Annotated in this window: 10 protein-coding genes; 8 read left to right on the top strand and 2 right to left on the bottom strand. The window is 62.2% G+C overall.

The window, feature by feature from the left end:
* Positions 1 to 357: 357 nt before the first annotated feature.
* Complete coding sequence (locus tag DCO47_RS19910; RefSeq protein ID WP_064363424.1) at positions 358 to 759, top strand: cupin domain-containing protein; 402 nt, start codon at positions 358 to 360, stop codon at positions 757 to 759.
* A 160-nt stretch (positions 760 to 919) separates the two neighbouring features.
* On the opposite strand, the gene DCO47_RS19915 is transcribed toward DCO47_RS19910, so the two are convergent.
* Positions 920 to 5,815: an NAD-glutamate dehydrogenase gene (locus DCO47_RS19915; RefSeq protein WP_042606793.1), complete on the bottom strand. Its 4,896-nt coding sequence runs from the start codon at positions 5,813 to 5,815 to the stop codon at positions 920 to 922.
* 479 nt (positions 5,816 to 6,294) lie between these two features.
* Positions 6,295 to 7,689, bottom strand: a complete 1,395-nt coding sequence (locus DCO47_RS19920; RefSeq protein ID WP_064363426.1) for a hypothetical protein — start codon at positions 7,687 to 7,689, stop codon at positions 6,295 to 6,297.
* A gap of 292 nt (positions 7,690 to 7,981) precedes the next feature.
* Here DCO47_RS19920 and DCO47_RS19925 point away from each other — a divergent pair, with 292 nt between their 5' ends.
* The 7 genes from DCO47_RS19925 (at position 7,982) to DCO47_RS19955 (ending at position 15,498) form a co-directional block, all read left to right on the top strand.
* Entirely contained in the window at positions 7,982 to 8,335 is a 354-nt protein-coding gene (locus tag DCO47_RS19925) for a hypothetical protein (protein WP_116658751.1), read from the top strand.
* 326 nt (positions 8,336 to 8,661) lie between these two features.
* On the top strand, positions 8,662 to 9,621 hold the full coding sequence (locus DCO47_RS19930) for a MoxR family ATPase (RefSeq protein WP_007913915.1): 960 nt from the start codon (positions 8,662 to 8,664) through the stop codon (positions 9,619 to 9,621).
* A 5-nt stretch (positions 9,622 to 9,626) separates the two neighbouring features.
* Complete coding sequence (locus DCO47_RS19935) at positions 9,627 to 10,571, top strand: DUF58 domain-containing protein (protein WP_065616205.1); 945 nt, start codon at positions 9,627 to 9,629, stop codon at positions 10,569 to 10,571.
* Positions 10,568 to 11,065 carry a DUF4381 domain-containing protein gene (locus tag DCO47_RS19940; protein WP_065616204.1) on the top strand — a complete coding sequence of 166 codons (498 nt, stop codon included), beginning with the start codon at positions 10,568 to 10,570 and terminating at the stop codon, positions 11,063 to 11,065. Before DCO47_RS19935 ends, DCO47_RS19940 begins: the two co-directional genes overlap by 4 nt.
* Positions 11,058 to 12,137 carry a VWA domain-containing protein gene (locus DCO47_RS19945; RefSeq protein ID WP_065616203.1) on the top strand — a complete coding sequence of 360 codons (1,080 nt, stop codon included), beginning with the start codon at positions 11,058 to 11,060 and terminating at the stop codon, positions 12,135 to 12,137. The genes DCO47_RS19940 and DCO47_RS19945 overlap by 8 nt, the downstream gene beginning before the upstream one ends.
* A complete protein-coding gene (locus DCO47_RS19950) occupies positions 12,134 to 13,870 on the top strand; it encodes a tetratricopeptide repeat protein (RefSeq protein ID WP_116658752.1) in 1,737 nt (578 codons plus the stop codon). The genes DCO47_RS19945 and DCO47_RS19950 overlap by 4 nt, the downstream gene beginning before the upstream one ends.
* Positions 13,867 to 15,498, top strand: a complete 1,632-nt coding sequence (locus DCO47_RS19955) for a BatD family protein (RefSeq protein WP_116658753.1) — start codon at positions 13,867 to 13,869, stop codon at positions 15,496 to 15,498. Before DCO47_RS19950 ends, DCO47_RS19955 begins: the two co-directional genes overlap by 4 nt.
* Positions 15,499 to 15,537 lie beyond the last annotated feature (39 nt).

Genomic DNA, 15,537 nt, shown 5'->3' on the forward strand with positions numbered 1-15,537 from the left:
TTGCTCCCGCTCGGCTGCGCAGCAGTCGTCAAACCGGCCGAAGTGATTCTCCTGAAGGAATCGGATTGCCGGGTTTGGGGGCGCTGCGCACCCCAGCGGGAGCAAGCTCCCTCGCCACGGTTTCTCGCCTTGCCTGGATTGGTCACCTGATCTTCCCGCATTGGCCGTTTGACCCGGCCCGCAGGAGCAACAGCTTTCCCATCGTCTAGCACACACCTGTGGGAGGGAGCTTGCTCCCTCGCCACGGTTTCTCGTCTTGCCTGGATTGGTCACCTGATCTTCCCGAATATTGGCCGTTTGAACCTGCCCCTTTGCGGCCTACTGTGATTACACCTCAACCCTCACAGGTAACCCGCCATGAAAGCCCTGCCCTTCTTCGCCGCTGCCCTCGCCTTCACCCTGTCCGCATCGGCGATGGCCCACGATCCGTCCGAGAAAATCACCGTCCTGCAGGAACAACTGCTGAAAAACGCCCCCGGCAAGAAAGCCATGATGATCGAAGTCGACTACAAACCCGGCCAGTCCTCGATCGCCCATAAACACGAAGGCACCGCGATGGCCTACGTGCTGGATGGCGAAATAATTTCCCAAGTGAAGGGCGAACAGGCGATCACCTACAAGAAGGGCCAGTTCTGGTACGAGCCGGCCGGCTCCGAGCATCTGGTGTCGAAAAACGCCAGCTCGACCAAGCCTGCCAAGTTGCTGGTGTTCATGGTGCTGGCGCCGGATGAGCAGGTGCTTATCCCGTTGGAAAACTGATGGCCGGGTGATCAGCCATACATCAGCAGGAGGATGTACAGGTGGCGGCGTTGCAGGAGTGAGCCTGCTTTCGCCTTCCGCTGCGCCGATGCGTTCTGAATAACGGACAAGAAAAAGCCCCGCCTCTTTCGAGAGCGGGGCTTTTTCATTCAGCCACTACTTACGCCAGTTCAAGCTCGGCATTCGCGGTGGCAGCAGGCACGATCGCTTGCCCGCTCAACGCCAGATCCAGCAGTTCACGGTTGGCCACTGCGTACATGGCGTAGTCCGTGCCGCTAGCCGCGCGGATTTCCACCAGCATGGCGCGCCAGCGCTCGATCATGCTTTCGTGCTGGGCCATCCACAGTGCCAGGCGTGCTTCCACGTCCTGGGAACCGTCGCCCTGTTGCAGGACGGAGATGGTGATCGCCCGCTGCTGCCAGTCGACGTCATCACGGAACGCTTCACGGGCCAGGGCCTGCCAGTTGTTTTCCACCGGCAGCGCGCTGATCTGTTGCAGGTACCAGGTGATGTCCAGCGCAGAGCCGACGGCGAAGTAGGCCTTGGCCACTTCGGCCGGGTTCTGCCCGGTGACGTCGGCCGCTTCGATGATCGGCAGCAGCGTGTACAGGTGCGAAGTGCCCGCAACCATACGCGCCAGCAATTCCGGCACACCGGCTTCGACGTAGGCCTGATAGCGCGACTGCCAGTTCTCGCGGATTTCGCCGCTGAGCAGTTCGTCGAGTTTCAGGCCCAGTTCTTTCAGGTGCGGACCGAAATGCGCGACGTCACGGGCAGCGTTCTGCTCGTTGCGACGGGCACGCAGGAACCAGCGGGTGGCACGGCGCCCCAGACGCATCAACTCGTCCATCAGCTCCAGTTGCACGTCAGCGGAAACCTGGTAGTCCAGCGCTTCGATCTGACGGAACCAGTGCGGGAGGTGGAAGATGTCACGCACGATCACGTAAGCGCCAGCCACGTTCGCCGGGCTCATGCCGGTCGACTCTTTGAGTCGTTGCACGAAGGTGATGCCCATGTGGTTGACCAGATCGTTGGCGATCTGGGTGCTGACGATCTCGCGCTTCAGACGGTGACGACGCATGGCTTCGGAGAACTTGCTGACCAGGGTCGGCGGGAACGCCGTTTCCATGTCGCGGGTCAGGTAGTCGTCGTCCGGCACCAGCGAACCGAGCAGCTGCTCTTTCAAGTCGATCTTGCTGTAGGAAATCAGCACCGACAGCTCAGGACGAGTCAGGCCGTGGCCCTCCGCGACGCGCTCGGTCAGTTGCTCTTCGGTCGGCAGGAACTCGATGGCGCGATCCAGCTTGCCACGGCCTTCCAGATCGCTCATCAGACGCTTGTACTCAGCGATGCGCGCGTAAGCACGGCGCGCCGCCAGGGACAGGGCCTGAGTCTGCTTGTAGTTGTTGCCCAGCACCAGATTGCCGACTTCGTCGGTCATGCTCGCCAGCAACTGATTGCGTTGCTTGTCGGTCATGTCACCGGCCTGAACCACTTCGTTCAGCAGGATCTTGATATTCACTTCGTGGTCGGAGCAGTCCACGCCACCGGCGTTGTCGATGAAGTCGGTGTTGGAACCGCCGCCATTGAGACCGAATTCCACACGACCCAGTTGGGTCATGCCGAGGTTACCGCCCTCGCCCACGACTTTGCAGCGCAGCTCGTTGCCGTTCACGCGCAGCGCGTCGTTAGCCTTGTCGCCGACATCGGCGTGGCTTTCGGTGCTGGCCTTGACGTAGGTGCCGATACCGCCGTTCCACAACAGATCCACCGGCGCCTTGAGCAAGGCATTGAGCAGTTCGGTCGGGGTCAGCTTGTCAGCCTGGATGTCGAAGCGTTCTTTCATCTGCGGCGAGATCGCGATGCTCTTCGCGCTGCGCGAGAAGATACCGCCACCTTCGGACATGATGCTGGTGTCGTAATCGGTCCAGGCCGAACGCGGCAGGTCGAACAGACGCTGACGCTCGACGAAGCTGGTCGCCGGGTTCGGGTTCGGGTCGATGAAGATGTGCATGTGGTTGAACGCAGCGACCAGTTGCAGCTTGTCGGACATCAACAGGCCGTTACCGAACACGTCGCCGGCCATGTCGCCGACGCCAACCACGGTGATGCTGTCTTCCTGGACATTGATGCCGCGCTCGCGGAAGTGGCGCTGTACGCCGACCCACGCGCCCTTGGCGGTGATGCCCATTTTCTTGTGGTCGTAACCGGCCGAACCACCGGATGCAAACGCGTCACCCAGCCAGAAGCCGTAGTCGATGGCGATGCCGTTGGCGATATCGGAGAAGGTTGCAGTGCCCTTGTCCGCTGCGACCACCAGGTACGGGTCATCGTCGTCATGACGCACGACATTGACCGGCGGCACCAGCGCGCCGTCCTTGAGGTTGTCGGTGATGTCCAGCAGGCCGGAAATGAAGATGCGGTAGCAGGCGATGCCCTCGGCCGCGATCTCGTCACGGCTGCCGCCCAGTGGCAGGCGACGAGGCAGGAAGCCGCCCTTCGCGCCCACCGGCACGATGACCGAGTTCTTCACTTGCTGGGCTTTTACCAGGCCGAGGACTTCGGTACGGAAGTCTTCTTCACGATCGGACCAGCGCAGACCGCCGCGAGCGACGTTGCCGAAGCGCAGGTGCACGCCTTCAACGCGTGGCGAGTAGACGAAGATTTCGAACTTCGGCACTGGCTTCGGCAGTTCAGGGATTGCATGCGGGTTGAACTTGAAGCTGAAGTACGACTTGTTCTGGCCGTTGGCATCCGTCTGATAGAAGTTGGTGCGCAGGGTGGCTTTGATCAGGTCGAGGTAACGACGCAGGATGCGGTCTTCGTTGAGCACCTGAACATCGTCCAGTGCGGTCAGAATCGCTTGTTCCAGACGCAGCTGCTTGTCTTCCAGATCATCGCTGCCGAGCTTGCGCGCCAGGTAGAAACGGGTCTTGAACAACCGGGTCAGTTCGCGAGCGATGTCGGTGTGGTTGTTCAACGTGCTGGCGATGTAACCCAGGTCGAAGCCCAGACGAATCTGCTTCAGGTAACGGGCGTAGGCACGCAGCAGCGCAACGTCGCGCCATGGCAGACCGGCGGTCAGCACCAGACGGTTGAACGCATCGTTCTCGGCATCGCCACGCACGATGTGCACGAACGCGTCCTGCAGGGTGTCGTTGAGTTGCTGGATGTCGAGGTCCAGACCTTCGGCGGCGGTGAAGGCGAAATCGTGAATCCAGAATTCGCGGCCGTTGGTGTGGCGCAGGCGATACGGGAATTCACCCAGTACGCGCAGGCCGAGGTTTTCCAGAATCGGCAGGACGTCGGACAGCGCCAGCGGCGTGTCGGCGTGATACAGCTTGCAATGCAGCTCGCGCTGGCCGGAGACCTGGCCCAGCGGCTGGTAGAAGCTCATCACCAGCGGATTCTTTTCGTTGAGGCTCAGCAGGTGCTGCATGTCGACCACGGCCGAATGCGCCGCGAAGCGCTCGCGGTAACCGGCCGGGAAGCCTTTCGGGAAGTCGGCCAGCACGTTGGTGCCATGGGCTTCGCCGAAGCTTTCGACGGTCAGTGCGGCGTAGTCGTCCTGCCAGCTGCGGCAGGCCTGGACCACTTCTTTTTCCAGCAGCACCGGGTCGATGTCGAGGCGGTTCTTCGGATCGACGCGCAGAATCAGCTGCACGCGGGCCAGAACCGACTCGGAGAAGAACGTCCAGAATTCGCAGTCAGAGGCTTTCAAGCGCTCCATCAGCACTTGCTGGATCTTCTGGCGGACTTCGGTGGAATAGATGTCGCGCGGCACATAGGCCAGGCAGTAGCAGAAGCGACCGTACGGGTCTTTGCGCAGGAACACGCGGATCTTGTTGCGTTCCTGAATCTGCACGATCGACATCACGGTGGTGAACAGTTCGTCGACCGGGGTCTGGAACAGGTCGTCACGCGGCAGCACTTCGAGCACCTGCGCCAGTTCCTTGCCCAGGTGAGCCTTGGACTGGAAGCCCGAGCGGCGCTCGATTTCTTCGACCTTGCGGCGGATGAACGGGATGACCCGCACGCTCTCGCCATACACCGACGAGGTGTACAGGCCCATGAAGCGGTGTTCCTTGATGACTTTGCCGTCGGCGTCGATTTCACGGATCGACACGTAGTCCGGGTAGGCCGGACGGTGCACACGGCTCGGGTGCGCGGCCTTGGCGAACGACAGCAGGGTCGGTTCGCGCAGATAGGCCACGGCGTAGTCTTCGATGCGCAGGTCTTCGTAGGTCAGGCCGGTGCGCAGCAGTTTGGTCAGGCCGAGGAAGGAGTTCTGGTCGTACTCGATGTGGCCGCCATCGGCCTGATCTGTGACCACGAACTCTTCGTAGCCGAGGAAGGTGAAGTGGTTGCCCACCAGCCATTCCAGGAAGCTTTTGACTTCGTTCTTCTCGTCGGCATCAACCGGATAAGCGCTGTTGTCGAGACGGGTGAGGATGTCCTGCACCTTGGCTTTCATCGGCTCGAAGTCAGCAACGGCGACGCGCACTTCACCGAGCACCTGCTCAAGCTCTTTGCTCAGCACGTTCAGCTCGGCCGCGTTGGCGCAACGGTCGATCTCCAGGTACATCAGCGATTCGTGCAGCACGCCTTCGCCGGTGCTGCCTTTTGGCAGGATTTCCAGCAATTCGCCCTTGCTGCCACGACGTACGCTGAGCACGGTGGTCTGCAAGGTGTGAATGCTGTAGCCGCGACGGTTCAGCTCGGTGCGCACCGAGTCGACCAGAAATGGCAGGTCGTGGTGCAGCACTTCGACCGCGGTGTGGGTCGACTGCCAGCCGTGGCGTTCGTAATCGGGGTTGTAGACACGCACTTGCGGTTGCGCGTGATCGAAGCGCTCAAGCAGGCGCCACGCAGAGAGAGTACAGCCAGCGAGGTCGGAGAGGCGACGTTGAGTCAGCTCGTCCAGGGAAATGATGCCGAAGAATTGTTCAGCGAACAGCGCCACTTGTGGCAGTGCCTGTTCACTGATGTGCTGCGCCAGTGCCGCTTGCAGTTGGTGCTGGAAGTCGGCTTTGCTGGCTGCGGTGAAGAACGCCATCTGTGGTACTCCGCTTAAGCTTGTTATTGATGGAAAGCGTCGCGTGCAACAGCCCTTTCGGGCCTCGTGTCGCCCTGTTCCTGATTCTCGGGCAGAGGAAACAGGGAGACAGGTGGGTGAAGCTGGACGGGACACTCAGGTCACATTCACCTTCCATGAATGAGCATCTGCAAAAGCGACTGCCAGCGCCGCCAGCAATGCCTTTACGGGTGCTCATCCGTTGCGCAGCTTAATGGGTGCGACAATGTGTCTGCTTGCGGTGCTGCGACATATTCGGTCATTGGCACGTAAATGCAGGGTTTCGCCTGCTTCAACACTAGCAGGCGTGGGCTGAAACGCAGGCTCTAAACCCCGGTTTCACGGGACTTTCGTGCCAGTACGGTCGCCCGGAACGTTACATATCCGGAAACGAAAACGCCCAAGGCCCTTTTATCGACCCTGAGCGTGGCATCCGGTTCAGCGCCAGCGGATGACGCGGATCAGTCTGGCAGCTCCTCAAAGGCTCTGAATTTGCTCACCGTGGCGCAGTCGTAGCACATCGTTTGCAGGATCTGCTTGTCCATGCTGGCGTCGATGTTGCTCGAATCACATTCGCGACAGAACAGGCGCAGATGGCTGAGCAAGTCGCTGTCGAACGCTACGGCGCTGAAGAATTGCGGGACCAGTTCGTCACGCCAGTACATGCCCGGCGATTTGGAAAACCCGGCGCCACTGTCCTTGAGCACGACGTCGTAAAGCAACCGCTGCAAGGCCGTTTGCGGCACCCGCGCATCGCGATGGGCATTCTTGCGCCAGTTGCGCGCCAGCGCGTCCTGCGCCGTGCCCAGCATGTTGCGTGGAATGGTGTTGGAGGCGTGACTGCGCCCTTTGGAATTGCCGGTGGCATAGAAATGCGCGGCGTTTCTCACTGCCAGCCGGGCGAAGTAATAGAGCTGGCTGACCGAAAAGTCCTGCAGCAACTGCCCGACCACCTCCTCGGCGCGGGCTTCGGCCGTGAAGGCGAAGTCCACTTCATGGGCCAACACACGGATGTATTGAATGGACTCTTCGCGGGCCAGACTGAAAACCAGCGAATAGATTTCGCTTTTCCAGGCAGCTTGTACGCTGCCTGACAACTCCTGATACAGCATCAGGTACAGATTCTCTCGGGTACTGCGCGCGGCGCCGTCGAGCGTGACGTTGGGCAGCCAACGCACCGCGCTGTACTCGCGAATGCTGCAGCCCTCACTGCGATCGAACGCGTTGATGTCGGAATCGGTGGAAACCGCCAGCACCCCGGCTTCATGCAGGCTTTTGAGCAACTCTTCTCGAGTCTCATAAGTCTGGGCGAGCAGTTCCTCTCTGGATGGCGCATTCAGCGGCGCAATCCATTCAACGTTGGCGCCATAGCCGTCATCCAGCAAGGCGAGCAACGTCAACTTCTGCACAAACCCCAGATTGGCGTAAGGCACTGCAGGTTTTCGCGCGGCATATCGCGCCTCCAGCTCCAAACGGTCCCGCGCGGCCCGGGCCGCCAGTTGCTGCTGGCGCAACTTGAAGCATTCCTTGCAGTTGCACGTGGTGTGGCGGCGATTGGCGCCGGTCACGCTGTGCTGGTGTTCACAGCGTACGCATTTGAAGGTACTGCGCAGCGAAAGCGGCGTGCCTCTGGCGTGTCGTCGCACCCACATCGGCAATTCGCAATAGGGGCAGGTGAGGTCTGCACTGACAATCGGTGGCAGAACCCTGAGCAGACTGCGCACCGTAGAAGGAATCTGGAACTCCTCCATCAGTTGTGCAGTTTTCTCGCCTTCCAGATAGCGCTTGTAGATCTCCTCGATCTGCTCATCGGACAAGTGGCGGATTTCTTCGGCGCGTTCGAAATATTGGGTCATGGCAAAGGTCCTTTTTGGGGTTTGGGTAACGCACTCCATTGCGCAAGAGTGGCGAAACTACCGATAAAAAGGTGGCTATCACAAGCGAAAAATCGCAATTACGCCCGAATTTTGCGCATCCGGTAATTGCCTTACGCTGACGTCGGATTTCCCCTTCTCGCTACTCGGAAGTGGGCGACGGAAATGTCCTGCTTTGCCACTTTTTGCCGATGCAGGCAGCGCGAATGAGCAGAGACTGGCAAAATCGCGCCTTCGAACAGGTTTAACGCCGCCACTGCCCAGGATTTACCCCATGCAAATGACCACCGCCCTACTGATCGTCAACCCGTGCGACGACGAAGAAGACAACATGGCCATGCTCTGCTGCCACAGCGACAAGGGTGAGATGTTCCTGATGAGCCGTTATCCGGATGAGGATGAGCTGGAGATCACCCTGGATGGCGAGCCTTCGACGCTGGACGGGGTAAAGGTCACGCTGACTTCGAATCTGCTGAAGATCGAAATCGCTGCGGCGGATGCCGATGCGTTGAATGGGGACGACGTGCTGGAGATCAGCTTTAACCCGGATATGGTGGATATGGATGAGGTTGTCGAGACGCTGAAGAATATTCTCGATGGGACAGGGACATTCATCAGCGAGGTTTGATGGTGTCCGGGCTGGCCCTATCGCGAGCAGGCTCGCTCCCACAGTACGGTGTACGACGATCCCTTGTAGGAGTGAGCCTGCTCGCGATAGGGCCAGAACTGCCGCCCGATGAATTTCCTGCTGACGAAAGATCAAAAAAGATCGCAGTCTTCGGCAGCTCCTGCAGGTGATCGTATTCCAACCGGGAAGCTGCCAAAAGCCGCGATCTTTTGCTGTTTTGCACAAAATGCCGTTAGTCGCCGCCCCCCGCGATGGATTAAAGTAACGCCCCCAGCCCCGGCGTTATCCGAACGCCCTGGCCACTCCTTTTCCAGGAACAGTCACCGATGGAACATCGTGAAGCGCTGCTGGCGCTGCGAACCTTTCTTTCAACGCAGATTCTCGGCCAGGAAAAACTCATCGAGCGCTTGCTCATCGCCCTGCTCGCCGACGGCCACATGCTGGTCGAGGGCGCTCCCGGTCTGGCCAAGACCAAAGCGATCAAAGAACTCGCCGAGGGCATCGAAGCCCAGTTCCATCGTATTCAGTTCACCCCCGACCTGCTGCCGGCCGACATCACCGGCACCGAGATCTACCGCCCGGAAACCGGCAGTTTCGTGTTCCAGCAAGGGCCGATCTTCCACAACCTCGTGCTGGCGGACGAAATCAACCGCGCGCCGGCCAAGGTGCAATCGGCCCTGCTCGAAGCGATGGCCGAGCGTCAGGTCAGTGTCGGGCGCAGCACTTATGAACTGTCGCCGCTGTTCCTGGTGATGGCGACGCAGAACCCGATCGAACAGGAAGGTACCTACCCGCTGCCGGAAGCCCAGCTCGATCGTTTCCTCATGCACGTCAAGATCGGCTTCCCCGACGCCGCCGTTGAACGCCGCATCCTCCAGCAGGCCCGTGGCGAGGCGTTGAACGGTGAGACCAAGCCCGAGCGTCGGGTCAGCCAGCAGGCGATCTTCGCCGCGCGCAAGGAAATCCTCGGTTTGTACATGGCCGACGCCGTGGAGGAATACCTGGTGCAACTGGTCATGGCCACGCGCAACCCGGCCAAGTTCGACCCGGAAATGGCCGAGTGGATCGCCTATGGCGCCAGCCCGCGCGGTTCGATCGCGCTGGATCGCTGCGCCCGCGCCCACGCCTGGCTGGCCGGTCGCGACTTCGTCAGCCCGGAAGACATTCAGGCCGTGCTGTTCGACGTGTTGCGTCACCGCATCATTCTGTCGTTCGAAGCCGAAGCCGCTGGCATCGATCAGGACCGCGTGGTGCAGCGGATTCTCGACGTCGTCGCCGTCGCTTGACCCCCATGAACGCTGCCCTGCCCCCCGAACCCGGTATCCGCATCAGCCTCGCCGAGCTGATCGAGATGCGTCACCGCGTGCGCGAGGTGCAACTGTTTTCCACGCCGAGTCAGCGCAGCCCGCTGATCGGCCTGCATCACTCGAAATTCCGTGGCCGTGGCGTCGACTTCGACCAGGTGCGGGTGTATCAGGCCGGCGACGATGTGCGCACCATCGACTGGCGCGTCACCGCGCGCACGCAGGAGCCGCACACCAAGCTGTTCCATGAGGAGCGCGAGCGGCCGATTTTCATCATGGTGGAACAGAGCACGCGGCTGTTTTTCGGTTCGGGGCTGATGTTCAAGTCGGTGCTGGCGGCACAAGTCGCGGCGTTGATCGGCTGGGCGGCGCTGGGGCACAACGATCGCGTCGGCGGGCTGGTGTTCGGCGACAACGAGCACTACGAAATCAAGCCGCGGCGCAGCAAGCAGAGCCTGCTGCAATTGCTCAACCGCCTGGTCAAGGTCAATCAGTCGCTGCACAGCGAGCGCGAGCCGGATCGCGATGCCTTCGGCGTGGCCCTGCGCCGCGCGCGGGAAGTGCTGCGGCCGGGCAGTCTGGCCATCGTCATTTGTGATGAGCGCGCGTTGTCCGACAGCGCCGAGCAGCAACTGAGCCTGCTGGCGCGGCATTGCGATCTGCTGATGTTGCCGCTGTCCGATCCACTCGATCACGCCTTGCCCGCCGCCGGCCTGCTGCGCTTCGCCGAGCGTGGCGCACAGCTGGAAATCGACACGCTGAATTTCGACCTGCGCCAGACCTACCGCGCCCAGGCCGAAGCGCGCATCGCTCGCTGGGAATTGCTCGCGCAAAAGCTGCGAGTGTTGCTGATGCCGTTGAGTACGCAGAGCGAAATGGTCGAGCAGATGCGCGAGTTCTTGAACCCGCAGCGTCCGGGGAAAGGTCGATGAACGGCCTCGAGCAACTGCAACCGCTGATCTCACCGCCGCCGATTGCCTTCTGGCCGCCGGCGCCGGGCTGGTGGCTGCTGCTTCTGCTGTTGCCGCTGCTGGGTTTCGCCGTGTGGAAGCTGCGCCGTTTCATTCCGATAAAGAAACGCCCGGTGGTGCGCGCCGAGCAACCGCTGGACCCAGTGCGCATCGCCGCCCTCGCCGAATTGGCGCAAATGCCCAAGCCCTACGACGGCGCCCCGGCCGGTGCCTGGCTGCAACAACTCAACGGCCTGCTCAAACGCCTGTGCCGCAACCACTATCCGTACAGCCAGAGCCACACCCTCAACGGGCGCAAATGGCTGGCCTTCCTCGACAACCGCTGCCCCGCTGCCGGCCTGACGCGCTGGATGGTGCTGGTCGAAGGCGCGTACAAACCGGAATGCAAACTCGACGACAAAGCCATCGCCGGCCTGACCCAGGCCGTCGACACGTGGATTCGCAAACATGTTTGAGTTCGCCTGGCCGTGGATCTTCGTGCTGTTGCCGCTGCCGTGGTTGATGCGTCTGGTCCTGCCGGTGGCCGACAGCGGCGAGCCGGCGCTGAAAGTCAGTTTCCTCGCCGACCTCGAAGGCCTCGCCCGCCGCCGTGCCCGCGCCAACTTGCCGGCGTGGCGGCAGCAGGCGCCGTTTATCTTGCTGTGGCTGATCCTGCTGATCGCCGCCGCCCGCCCGCAATGGCTCGGCGAACCGCTGCCGATTGCCGCCAGTGGCCGTGATCTGCTGGTGGCAGTGGACGTCTCCGGCTCGATGGATTTCCCCGACATGCAGTGGCAGGACGAAGAAGTCAGTCGCCTGTCGCTGGTGCAGCATTTGCTCGGCGATTTCCTTGAAAGCCGCGATGGCGACCGCGTCGGTCTGATCCTGTTTGGCAGTCAGGCCTACCTGCAAGCGCCGCTGACCTTTGACCGGCGCACCGTGCGGGTGTGGCTCGATGAGGCGCGGATCGGTATCGCCGGCAAGAACACCGCGATCGGCGATGCCATCGGCCTGGCCTTGAAACGCCTGCGTCTGCGTCCGGCGCAAAGTCGCGTGCTGATTCTGGTCACCGACGGCGCCAACAATGGCGGCGAAATCAATCCCCTGACCGCTGCGAAACTGGCAGCCAGCGAAGGCGTGAGAATCTATCCGATCGGCATCGGCGCCAATCCCGAGGACAGCGGCTCGACCGGCCTGCTCGGGGTCAATCCGAGCCTTGACCTGGATGAACCGGCGCTCAAGGCCATTGCCGAAGTCACCGGCGGCCAGTACTTCCGCGCCCACGACGGCAAAGAGCTGCAAGCGATCAAGGACACCCTCGATCAGCTCGAGCCGGTGACCCAGCAACCGACTCAGGCACGCCCGGCGCAGGCCTTGTATCACTGGCCGCTGGCGTTGGCGCTGTGGTTGAGCCTGTTGCTGGTGGTTCGCGAATTGTGGCCGGACAACCCGCTGCAACGCCTGTTCAGCAAGCAACTGTATTTGCAAAGTCCGTTGCCGGACTGGCGTGAGCGCCTGCAACGTTTGCGTCTGCGGAGGCGCCGATGATCGCGCTCTGGCCGCACTGGTTCCGCCCTTGGTGGCTGTTGCTGTTGCCGTTGCTCGGCTGGCTGCTCTGGCAACTCTGGCACCGGCAGAAGCGCGCCGGTCGCTGGCAGATGATTCTGCCACCAGCGTTTCACGCGGCCCTGCTCAGTGGTGGCAGCGGGCGCCAGAGCAAATTGCCGTGGATCGCTCTCGGCGTGGCCTGGCTGCTGACCATTCTGGCCTTGCTCGGGCCGAGCTGGGAGCGCGTCGAACAGACCAGCCAGAAACCCGCCGATCCGCTGGTGGTGGTGCTCGAACTGACGCCAGAGATGCTCGCCACCGACTCGCCGCCAACACGTCTGGAGCAGGCGCGGCGCAAGCTGTTCGACCTGTTGCAGGCACGCAGCGATGCACAGACCGCCATCGTGGTTTATGCCGGCAGCGCGCACACGCTGGTGCCGCTGTCGGATGATCTGGCGACCAGCCGTAATCTGCTCGATGCACTCAAACCGTCGCTGATGCCGCAGAGCGGTCACCGCGCCGATCTGGCGGTGGGCAAGGCACTGGCCTTGCTCAAGCAAGGTGCGCTGGGTGAGGGACGGATTCTGTTGATCGGTTCGTCGCTCAATGAGGAGGAACGGCGCGGTATTCGCCGTGCGCTCAATGGCGAGTCGACGCAACTGCTGATGCTCGGGATCGGCACCGCCGAAGGTGCGCCGATTGCCCAGGAGGACGGAAGTTTCCTCAAGGACGAACAAGGCGCGATCCGCGTGCCGCAACTCGACAGCCCGGGCCTGGCGACTTTCCTCAACAGCGTGGGCGGCGAGTATCACCCGGCGCGACTCGACGAGGCTGATCTCGGCGCCCTTGGCCTGCTCAACGGCCCGCGCAGCCTGCGTGACGATGGCCAGACCGTGCGCCTCGACACCTGGGCCGATCAGGGTTACTGGCTGCTGTTGCCGCTGCTGTTACTGGCGGCCTGTGCCGGGCGTCGCGGCTGGCTGTTCTGCCTGCCGCTGCTGTGGTGCCTGCCGCAACCGAGCTACGCTTTCGACTTCGAAGACTTGTGGCTGCGCCCTGACCAGCAGGGTTTGCACCTGCTCAAGCAGAAGCGCCCGGCCGAGGCCGCGCAGCATTTCGATGATCATCAGTGGCAAGGGGTGGCGTTGTACGAGGCCGGCGACTACAGTGGCGCCGCTCAGCGCTTTGCCGAGGGCAGCGATGCCCGCGCCCACTACAATCGTGGCAACGCCCTGGCAAAAAGCGGTGAGCTGGAAGCAGCAATCGACGCCTACGAACAGGCGCTGGAACTGCAAGCGGATCTGCGTCCGGCGCAGACCAACAAGGCGTTGGTGGAAAACCTGCTGAAGCAGAAAAACGCCCCGCCGCCGACCGAACCGGATAACCAGCCGAACCAACAAAGTCTGCCCGGCGATGAGCCCTCGCCGACCACCGCGCCCCCTCCGGCGGTGACCAGCGAAACCCAGAGCGAGGCGCAACCGGCCGAGTCCGCCAGCGAACCACCTCCGACCGCCCCGCCGCTGCCAGGCCCCAACGAAATACCCGGCAGCAACGAGGAAGAGGAAACCGACACGGTGCCGACCCTGCGCCCGAGCGAGAACAATCTCGAAGGCGAACAGCGTCAGGCGCTCGAGCAATGGCTGGGCAAGATCCCGGACGACCCGGGCGAACTGCTCAGGCGCAAATTCTGGTACGAACAGCAACAACATCAGGATCAGGAAAACATTCGATGACCCGCTTCACCGCTCTCTTGCTGCCCCTGCTGATCAGCACGTTTACCGCTCAGGCGGCCGAGCTGACCGCCAGCGTGGATCGCAGTCGCCTGAACTCCGGCGAGACGGTCGAGCTCACCCTCGAAACTGATGACGTCACCCAGTTCGGCAAGCCTGACCTGTCGGCGCTGGAAGCGCTGTTCGAAGTGCGCGGCACGCGTCAGGTCAACCAGCTCAACACGCTCAACGGCGACACCCGTGCGACCACGCGCTGGATCATCACCCTGCTGCCGAAAGAGAACGGCAGCGTAACTATTCCGCCGCTGCAACTGGGCGAAGCGCATAGCCAGCCGATCACCGTGCAGGTGTTTGCCAGCGATCACCGCGAAGACAAGAACAGCCTCGATCCGGTGTTCATCGAAGCCAGCCTCGATCAGACCAGCGTCTATGTACAGGCCCAGGCCATCCTGACCCTGCGCATCTATCATTCAGTCTCGCTGTACGACGACAGCAGCCTGAGCCCGCTGCAAATCGCCGATGCGCGCATTGAACAACTTGGCGACACCCGCACCTACGAGAAAGACATCAACGGCCTGCGCCACGGCGTGATCGAGATGCGCTACGCGATCTACCCGCAACACAGCGGCCTGCTGACGATCGCCCCGCAGACCTTCAGCGCCACATTGGTCGATACCGCGCCATCAGCAGACGCCTCGGGACCGAAGCCCGGCAAACTGATGCGCGTCAGTTCTGCGTCGATCCCACTGACGGTCAAACCGAAACCGCTGACCTACCCGGTCGACGCACCATGGTTGCCGGCACGCAGTCTCAGCCTCAGCGAAAGCTGGAGCCCGGAACCGGATCACACTCAGGTCGGCGATTCCCTGACCCGCAGCCTGACCCTGAAAGTCGAAGGCCTCGCCAGCTCGCAGTTGCCCGCCCTGCCCGCCACCGACGTCAACGGCCTGCGCCGCTACCCCGATCAACCGGTGCTGAGCAACCAGAGCAGCGACCGCGGCATCATCGGCAGCCGTGAAGAACGCGAAGCCCTGGTGCCAAGCCGCAGCGGCGCGATCGACCTGCCAACCGTCGACGTCGTCTGGTGGAACACCTTCGAAGACCACCTCGAACACAGCAGCCTGCCCGCACGCACCCTGCAAGTGGCGAACAACCCGAGCCTGCAAATCGACACCCCGGCCGGCACCCTGCAACCGAGCACACCCGACAACGACACCCTGTGGTGGTGGAAACTCAGCACCCTGATCCTCGCCTGCACCACCCTGCTCGGCTTCGGCCTCTGGTGGCGCGCCCGCTGGCAACCGGCAGTCCACCGCGCCGCCCAGACCGGCCCGAGCCCGCGCACCCTGCTCGACGACATCAAACGCGCCAGCCAGGCCAACGACCCGCACGCCACCCGCCAGGCACTGGATGCCTGGGCGCGGCAACAACCGGAGACACTGGCAGACATGGCCGCGCGGTTCGTGCCGTTGTCGGATGCGTTGGACGGGTTGAACGGCGCGCTGTACAGCGAGACCGGACAGCATTGGCAGGGCGAGGATTTGTGGCGGGCGATCCGTACTATTCCGGCGGCGGAGCGAGTGCAGGATCCGGTAGGCGAGAGTGGCTTGCCGCCGCTTTATCCCAAGTAAAACGCCAAAGATCGCAGCCTTCGGCAGCTCCTACGGATT

The organism is Pseudomonas sp. NDM, assembly GCF_003105095.1.
GTDB lineage: Bacteria > Pseudomonadota > Gammaproteobacteria > Pseudomonadales > Pseudomonadaceae > Aquipseudomonas > Aquipseudomonas moraviensis_A.

What these genes read in the sequence shown, in the direction of transcription:
- DCO47_RS19945 (WP_065616203.1), top strand. Translation starts at nt 11,058, where the DNA reads ATGTTTGAGTTCGCCTGGCCGTGGATCTTCGTGCTGTTGCCGCTGCCG.
- DCO47_RS19955 (WP_116658753.1), top strand. Translation starts at nt 13,867, where the DNA reads ATGACCCGCTTCACCGCTCTCTTGCTGCCCCTGCTGATCAGCACGTTT.
- DCO47_RS19910 (WP_064363424.1), top strand. Translation starts at nt 358, where the DNA reads ATGAAAGCCCTGCCCTTCTTCGCCGCTGCCCTCGCCTTCACCCTGTCC.
- DCO47_RS19930 (WP_007913915.1), top strand. Translation starts at nt 8,662, where the DNA reads ATGGAACATCGTGAAGCGCTGCTGGCGCTGCGAACCTTTCTTTCAACG.
- DCO47_RS19940 (WP_065616204.1), top strand. Translation starts at nt 10,568, where the DNA reads ATGAACGGCCTCGAGCAACTGCAACCGCTGATCTCACCGCCGCCGATT.
- DCO47_RS19935 (WP_065616205.1), top strand. Translation starts at nt 9,627, where the DNA reads ATGAACGCTGCCCTGCCCCCCGAACCCGGTATCCGCATCAGCCTCGCC.
- DCO47_RS19915 (WP_042606793.1), bottom strand. Translation starts at nt 5,815, where the DNA reads ATGGCGTTCTTCACCGCAGCCAGCAAAGCCGACTTCCAGCACCAACTG.
- DCO47_RS19950 (WP_116658752.1), top strand. Translation starts at nt 12,134, where the DNA reads ATGATCGCGCTCTGGCCGCACTGGTTCCGCCCTTGGTGGCTGTTGCTG.
- DCO47_RS19920 (WP_064363426.1), bottom strand. Translation starts at nt 7,689, where the DNA reads ATGACCCAATATTTCGAACGCGCCGAAGAAATCCGCCACTTGTCCGAT.
- DCO47_RS19925 (WP_116658751.1), top strand. Translation starts at nt 7,982, where the DNA reads ATGCAAATGACCACCGCCCTACTGATCGTCAACCCGTGCGACGACGAA.